The following is a 6,085-nucleotide window of genomic DNA, read 5'->3' as shown; positions in this document are numbered from 1 at the left end:
CTCCTCCGGCCGCCGTCGGTGTTCACGGGTGAGGACGAGGCGGGCGGGGCCTCCGGTCTTCTTCTCCACCCGGGCGACGGCGTCGGCCGGGCCAGTGCGAGGAAACACGGGAGCCCCTGCTGAAGCGATGGGTGATCGAGATGCGCCGAGCAGACTGCGCCCACGGGTAGTCAACAGCACGTAAATCAAGGACGGGTGGTGGACCGGGTGGGCTTGCTGCGGCTGGTCGCTGCGGTGCAGCGGCTGCGGAAGGCATCCGTCCGGGCTGCCGGAGGTGAGGCGGCATGCGGGACGGCGGCGTCGACGACGGCCCCAGAGTCCGCGGATGGAGGGGGTGCGGGAGAGCCTTCCCCCGGCGCGTCGGGAGGTAGCGGACTACTGGCTGGCGGTGATGTTCCGCCACACCCAGGAGCTCACCGCGGAGGGTGTGCAGGATCGGCCGCTCGCGGACACGGGCGGTGAGCCGTGGCCGCGGTGATGCCGTGGGAACGCATGGGAAGCAAGATCACATCCAGGCATCGTGAGCTGCCGGCCGTCGTCTATGTGCGGCAGTCGACGCGGCAGCAGGTCGAGGGGCATCAGGAGTCGACGCGGCGGCAGTATGCGCTGGTCGACCGGGCCGTGACGCTGGGCTAGGAGGCGTCGCGGGTGCTGGTCATCGACGATGACCTGGGCAAGTCCGGCGCACGCTCGGAGCACCGGGAGGGCTTTCAGCGGCTGGTCGCGGAAATTTCCCTGGGGCATGTCGGCTTGGCGCTGGGCACGGAGATGTCGCGTCTGGCCCGCTCGGGACGGGACTGGTATCAGCTTCTGGAGCTGTCGGCGCTCGGTGGCGCATTGCTCGCCGACGATGCGCAGCTGCTGGCAGAAGCGCCTGAGCCAGCTCCGCACTGGCGTCCACGACGTGTTCGCAGTTGTCCAGCACGATCAGGGCATGGCGCCGGGAAAGATGAGCCGCGAGTTTCTCGACCACGGGGCTGGAGCCGACGTCCCCCACGCCCAGAGCTTCCGCCGTCGCGCCGACCACGGCCTTCGGGTCCAGTACGGGTGCCAGGTCCACCAGCCACACCCCGTCCGGAAAGCATGGCCGACTGCGGTGGCCGCCTCCAACGCCAGCCCGGTCTTACCGATACCGCCCGGCCCGGTGAGCGTCAGGAGCCTCGCGGCGCGGAGGAGGCGACGGATCTCGGCAGTATCGCGCCGTCGGCCGATGAAAGTGGTCAGGCGGCGCGGGCAGGTTCCCCGTCCCTGAGGCCGCAACGGTCACCGGTGTCTCGCTCATCGCTGTCTTTTCCACCTGTCCGAAAGCGCCATTTGAGCGGAGGTCGACAGCCGTGGCCTCACCGCCGACTGTGCCACGAGTGACACCGCGTACAGGCAGTCGCCTGCCCTGGAAGGCCATGGAGACCGCCCCGTGGCCAGGACGCCGACGTCCATGAGCCGACAGCTTATTGCCCGCGGTTCCGGTCGCGGCAGGGAGCCGCAGTGGCGACCAGGAGCGCGGGCCGGTGGGCCGTCCGAGAGCAGTCGGCATTGGCTCACACCGTGGACGAGCGCATCGTGAGCGTCCTGCTCGGGTATGCATCCAACTCATGGGTGGGAGCGGGGACTCCGGAGAATTCCTGCATCCCGAGGGTCCCGTGGGCCCCTGTAAAATTACCCATAGTCAGGAACAGGCCAGGCGTAGATGCTTCTCCGTATGAAGCGCACGCCGTCCCGCCGGTTGCGCGCCCATGGCCGTCGCGCGCCGTGGACGCCCCACCGGAGGACCTCTGCCCCCGCCGGTCACCACGGGCATGGCGCGGCGGGACACCCGGCAGGACCAGGGGGCATGGCGCAGCGGAACCGCCGCTCTAGTTTCTCCCGACCATGTCACCCGGCCCGGCAACCGAACAGACCGCGATTCGGCGTGTGCGTCGGCCACCCCGGTGTTCGAGCGGATCAGCGGTGGACGGGAGGCGCCAGCGGACGTCTGGTCAGCGGTCTCCGGCTTCCCCACGTCACGGTGGGACTCACCGCGGGCATGCGGCGGGCCTCGACGCACCCTCCACCGGACTGCCGTGCGTTCCGGCTTCGCTGATGGAGCGCGCCCGTCCCCTCGCGCGCCGGCACGCGTGCACCACCTACGGATACGTGGTGATGCGCGACGCGGACTGCCTCTCCTTCCCCGTAAGGCCCCGGTCTCGCTGATGACTCCAGGGAACGCAGGCCTCACCGGTCATCTCCGAGGCCGCCCTGGGACGTCCCAGCGGGGATCATCACCGTCTTCCGCAGTGGCCCTACCGAGTACCGCGGAGTCGGAACTCCGCGGGCCAGGCCGACGCGCCCCTCGCGTCGCTTTTCCTCGCCGACCTGAGGCTTCCAGCCGGGGCGGAAGGCCCAGCGCCGAGACGCCACACGCTTCCATGTCTTTCAACTAAGTCGCACGACATTGTCAGTCGACAAAGTCTGCGATAGGTTGACACCCCTCGCTTCACGGTCGCGATTCGAAAGTCATGTTCATGCCCAATACGCCTTCTGGGACCGAGCGGATCCCCGAGCGCCCGTCTCTTCCCCTCATCGGCCACGCGCTCGATGTCCCCGACGGGGCCGAGGGCCTCGCCTACGTCATGCAGGAGGCCAAGGAGCTGGGGCCGCTGTTCAAGCTCCGGATCTTCGGAACCGAGATCAACTTTGTCTCCGGCCTGGATCTCGTCTCCGAGCTGGCGGACGAGAGCCGTTTCCGTAAGAACGTCCACCCCGATCTCGTGATCCTGCGGGAGATCGGCGGGGACGGGATGTTCACGGCCTACGGCGACGAGCCCAACTGGCGCAAGGCGCACGACGTCCTGATGCAGGCGTTCTGCGGGGGCGCGATGAGGGGCTACCACGCGACGATGCTCAAGGTCGCCCGGGAGCTGATCGCCAAGTGGGACCAGGCTGCCGGGGAGCTTCCGGTGGACGTGGCCGCCGACATGACCCGGCTGACCTTCGACACGATCGGGCTGTGCGGCTTCGGCTACGACTTCGAATCCTTCCGCCGCGACGAGCCGCATCCCTTCATCACGGCGCTCGCGAGGGCACTGGACTTCGCTCAGGCCAAGGGCGAGTCCATCCCCGGGGCCGAGTTGTTCCAGTGGAAGAAGGCGGAGCAGTTCCGCAATGACGTCACCCTGATGAAGGACCTGGTCGATGATGTGATCCGGCGGCGGAGGGCGGACGGCGACCAGAGCACCGACGACCTGCTGGGGCGGATGCTGCACACCCGCGACGAGGTGAGCGGTGAGCCGCTGGACGACGTCAACATCCGCTACCAGGCGATCACCTTCCTCATCGCCGGCCACGAGACCACCAGTGGCCTGCTGTCGTTCGCGCTGTACTACCTGACCAAGCACCCCGCGGTGCTGGCCCGCGCCCAGGCAGAAGTGGACGCCCTGTGGGGCGATACGGCCGACCCCGACCCGCAGTACGCGGACATCGGCAAGCTCACCTACGTCCGCCAGATCCTCAGCGAGAGCCTGCGGCTGTGGCCCACGGAGCCGTCGTACGCGGTCGAGCCCCTGGCCGACACGGTCATCGGCGGCAAGTACGCCGTGCGCCAGGGCGAGTCGCTGATGGTGCTGATCCCTCAGCTGCACCGGGATCCCGCCTGGGGGGACAACGTCGAGCTGTTCGACCCGGAGCGGTTCTCGGCCGAGCGGGAGGCCGCACGCCCGGTCCACCTGTTCAAGCCGTTCGGCAACAGCGAACGGGCCTGCATCGGCCGCCAGTTCGCGTTGCACGAAGCGACGCTGGTGCTCGCCCTGCTGGTGCACCGGTTCCGCCTGATCGACCACACCGATAACCAGTTCAAGATCAAGCAGTCCCTCACCCTCAAGCCCGACGCCTTCACCTTGAACCTGGCCCGGCGCGTCGGCGGCGAGCGCCGCCTGCCCGCCGGCGTCGCCGTCAGCGCACCCGCCGAACAGGCGCGGCCCGCCGCCCGGCGTGCGACCGGTACGACGCTGACCGTGCTGCACGGCTCGAATCTCGGGACCTGCTCCGGCATCGCCGCCGATCTCGCCGTGGACGGCGACGAGCACGGCTTCGTCACCGCCGTCGCCTCCCTCGACGACGCCGTGGGGCAGCTCACCGGTACCGGCGGCCCGTTGGTGATCGTCGCCGCCTCCTACAACGGCAGGCCCACCGACGACGCCGCCCGGTTCGTGTCATGGCTGGAGGAGTTGGAGCCCGGCTCGCTCGACGGCGTCGAGTACGCGGTGCTCGGCGTCGGCGACCGCAACTGGGCCGCCACCTACCAGCGCATCCCGACGCTCATCGACGAGAGGCTCGCCGCCGCCGGTGCGGCGCCCCTGCTGGAGCGTGGCGCCGCCGACGCCGCGGGGGACTTCGCCGGCACCGTCGACCGGTGGACCGGCGACCTGTGGAACACCCTGCTGGAGAAGTACGGGATCCCGGTGCAGGCCGGCGCCGAACCGACCGGACAGAGCGGCGAAGCCGACGCCGACCAGGGGCTGTACGAGCTTCAGGACGCCACGGAGTCGGTCACCGGCCCGCTCGCGGCACGGCACGGCGTACAGCCCATGGAGGTGCTGGACGCCTACGAGCTGGTCGACCTGGACCACCCGCTCGGCCGCTCCAAGCGCTTCCTCCGGCTGCGGCTGCCCGACGGCGTCACCTACCGCACCGGCGACCACCTCGCGGTGCTCCCACGCAACCCGGCCGCCCTCGTGCAGCGGGTCGCCGACCGCTTCGGCCTCGACCTGGACCGCACCGTACGGCTGAAAGCACGCCGCCGCAGCCGGGGCGCCCTGCCCGTCGACCGCCCGCTGACCCTGCGTCAACTGCTCACGGATTTCGTGGAGCTTCAGGACGCCGCGACCCAGGAGCAGGTCGCCGTACTCGCCGAGCACACCGTCTGCCCGCCCGAGCACCGCCCCCTGGCAGAACTCGCCGAGGCGAAGCCCGATGTCTTCCGCGAGCAGGTCACCGACGCCGCATGCAGCCTCCTGGCCCTGCTGGAGCGCTACCGGGCCTGCGAGCTGCCGTTCGAGCACTTCCTGGAACTGCTGCCCGTGCTGCGGCCACGGCACTACTCGATCTCCTCGTCCGCCGCGGCCGCGCCCGGCGAGGTGGACCTGATGGTGTCGCTCCTCAAAGCGCCGCACCGCGGCGGCGAGGGCACCTTCCACGGCATCGCCTCCCACTACTTGCAGACCGTCAGCGCGGGCGACACCCTCCAGGCGCGGGTGCTCCCCTGCAGAGAAGCCTTCCGCCTGCCGCAGGACCCGGCCACCCCCGTGATCCTCATCAGCGCGGGTACCGGAGTGGCACCGTTCCGCGGCGCCGTCCTCGACCGGCTGCACAGCAAGGCGACCGGGACACTGCTGTGCTACTTCGGCTGCGACCACCCCGACGCCGACTTCCTCCACCGCGACGAACTCCAGGCAGCCGAGGACGCCGGAGCCGTCAGCCTGCGCCCCGTCTTCAGCTACACCCCCGAGGACGGCGCCCGCTTCGTCCAGGACCGCATCGCCCAGGAGAGCGCCGAGGTCTGGTCGGTCCTGCAGGCCGGAGGACGGGTGTACGTCTGCGGCGACGGGCGCCGCATGGCCCCCGGCGTACGCGCGGCCCTCCAGGCCGTCTACCGCGAGCACACCGGAGCCGGCGCCGACGAGGCCGCCGACTGGCTGACCGCCATGACGGAGTCCGGCACGTACGTCGAGGACGTCTGGGCGGGCTGACCCGCAGCCGGGCGCCGCTGCTCGTGGCCGGTCATGGCCGCTGAACCAATACCTCACATCGCTACCGAAGGAAAGATCATGACTGATACGCAGAAGAAGGACATTGCCACGGCGCAGCATGCCCGCAGGGCGGATGTGGTGGTGGTCGGTGCGGGGCTGGCCGGTCTGACCGCGGCGCGGGAGCTCGTCGCGGCGGGCAAGTCGGTGGCCGTGCTGGAGGCCCGTGACCGGGTGGGCGGCCGGCTGCTCAACCACGACCTCGGCGACGGTCAGGTGACCGAGATCGGCGGGCAGTATGTGGGTCCGACCCAGGACCACATCCTGGCGCTGGCCAAGGAGGTCGGCGTGGACACCTACCAGGC

Annotated in this window: 4 protein-coding genes; all 4 read left to right on the top strand. The window is 70.1% G+C overall.

Annotated elements, in window-relative coordinates:
• Positions 1–492 precede the first annotated feature (492 nt).
• Positions 493–636 carry a hypothetical protein gene (locus tag M8J73_RS44315; RefSeq protein ID WP_206187798.1) on the top strand — a complete coding sequence of 48 codons (144 nt, stop codon included), beginning with the start codon at positions 493–495 and terminating at the stop codon, positions 634–636.
• Positions 637–648: 12 nt separating this feature from the next.
• Positions 649–1,365 (top strand): recombinase family protein, encoded by a 717-nt coding sequence (locus M8J73_RS44310; protein WP_206187799.1) that lies wholly within the window; start codon positions 649–651, stop codon positions 1,363–1,365.
• Positions 1,366–2,501: 1,136 nt separating this feature from the next.
• Complete coding sequence (locus tag M8J73_RS44305; RefSeq protein ID WP_055537854.1) at positions 2,502–5,723, top strand: cytochrome P450; 3,222 nt, start codon at positions 2,502–2,504, stop codon at positions 5,721–5,723.
• A 78-nt stretch (positions 5,724–5,801) separates the two neighbouring features.
• Positions 5,802–6,085, top strand: a 284-nt coding sequence (locus M8J73_RS44300) for a flavin monoamine oxidase family protein (RefSeq protein WP_249829915.1), incomplete at its 3' end; no start/stop codon positions are given.

Source organism: Streptomyces neyagawaensis (genome assembly GCF_023516595.1).
Taxonomy (GTDB): Bacteria; Actinomycetota; Actinomycetes; order Streptomycetales; family Streptomycetaceae; genus Streptomyces; species Streptomyces neyagawaensis.
This window is presented reverse-complemented; position numbering and strand designations above follow the sequence as displayed.

Coding starts and splice junctions, on each gene's coding strand:
- M8J73_RS44315 (WP_206187798.1), top strand. CDS start 493: ATGGGAAGCAAGATCACATCCAGGCATCGTGAGCTGCCGGCCGTCGTC.
- M8J73_RS44305 (WP_055537854.1), top strand. CDS start 2,502: ATGCCCAATACGCCTTCTGGGACCGAGCGGATCCCCGAGCGCCCGTCT.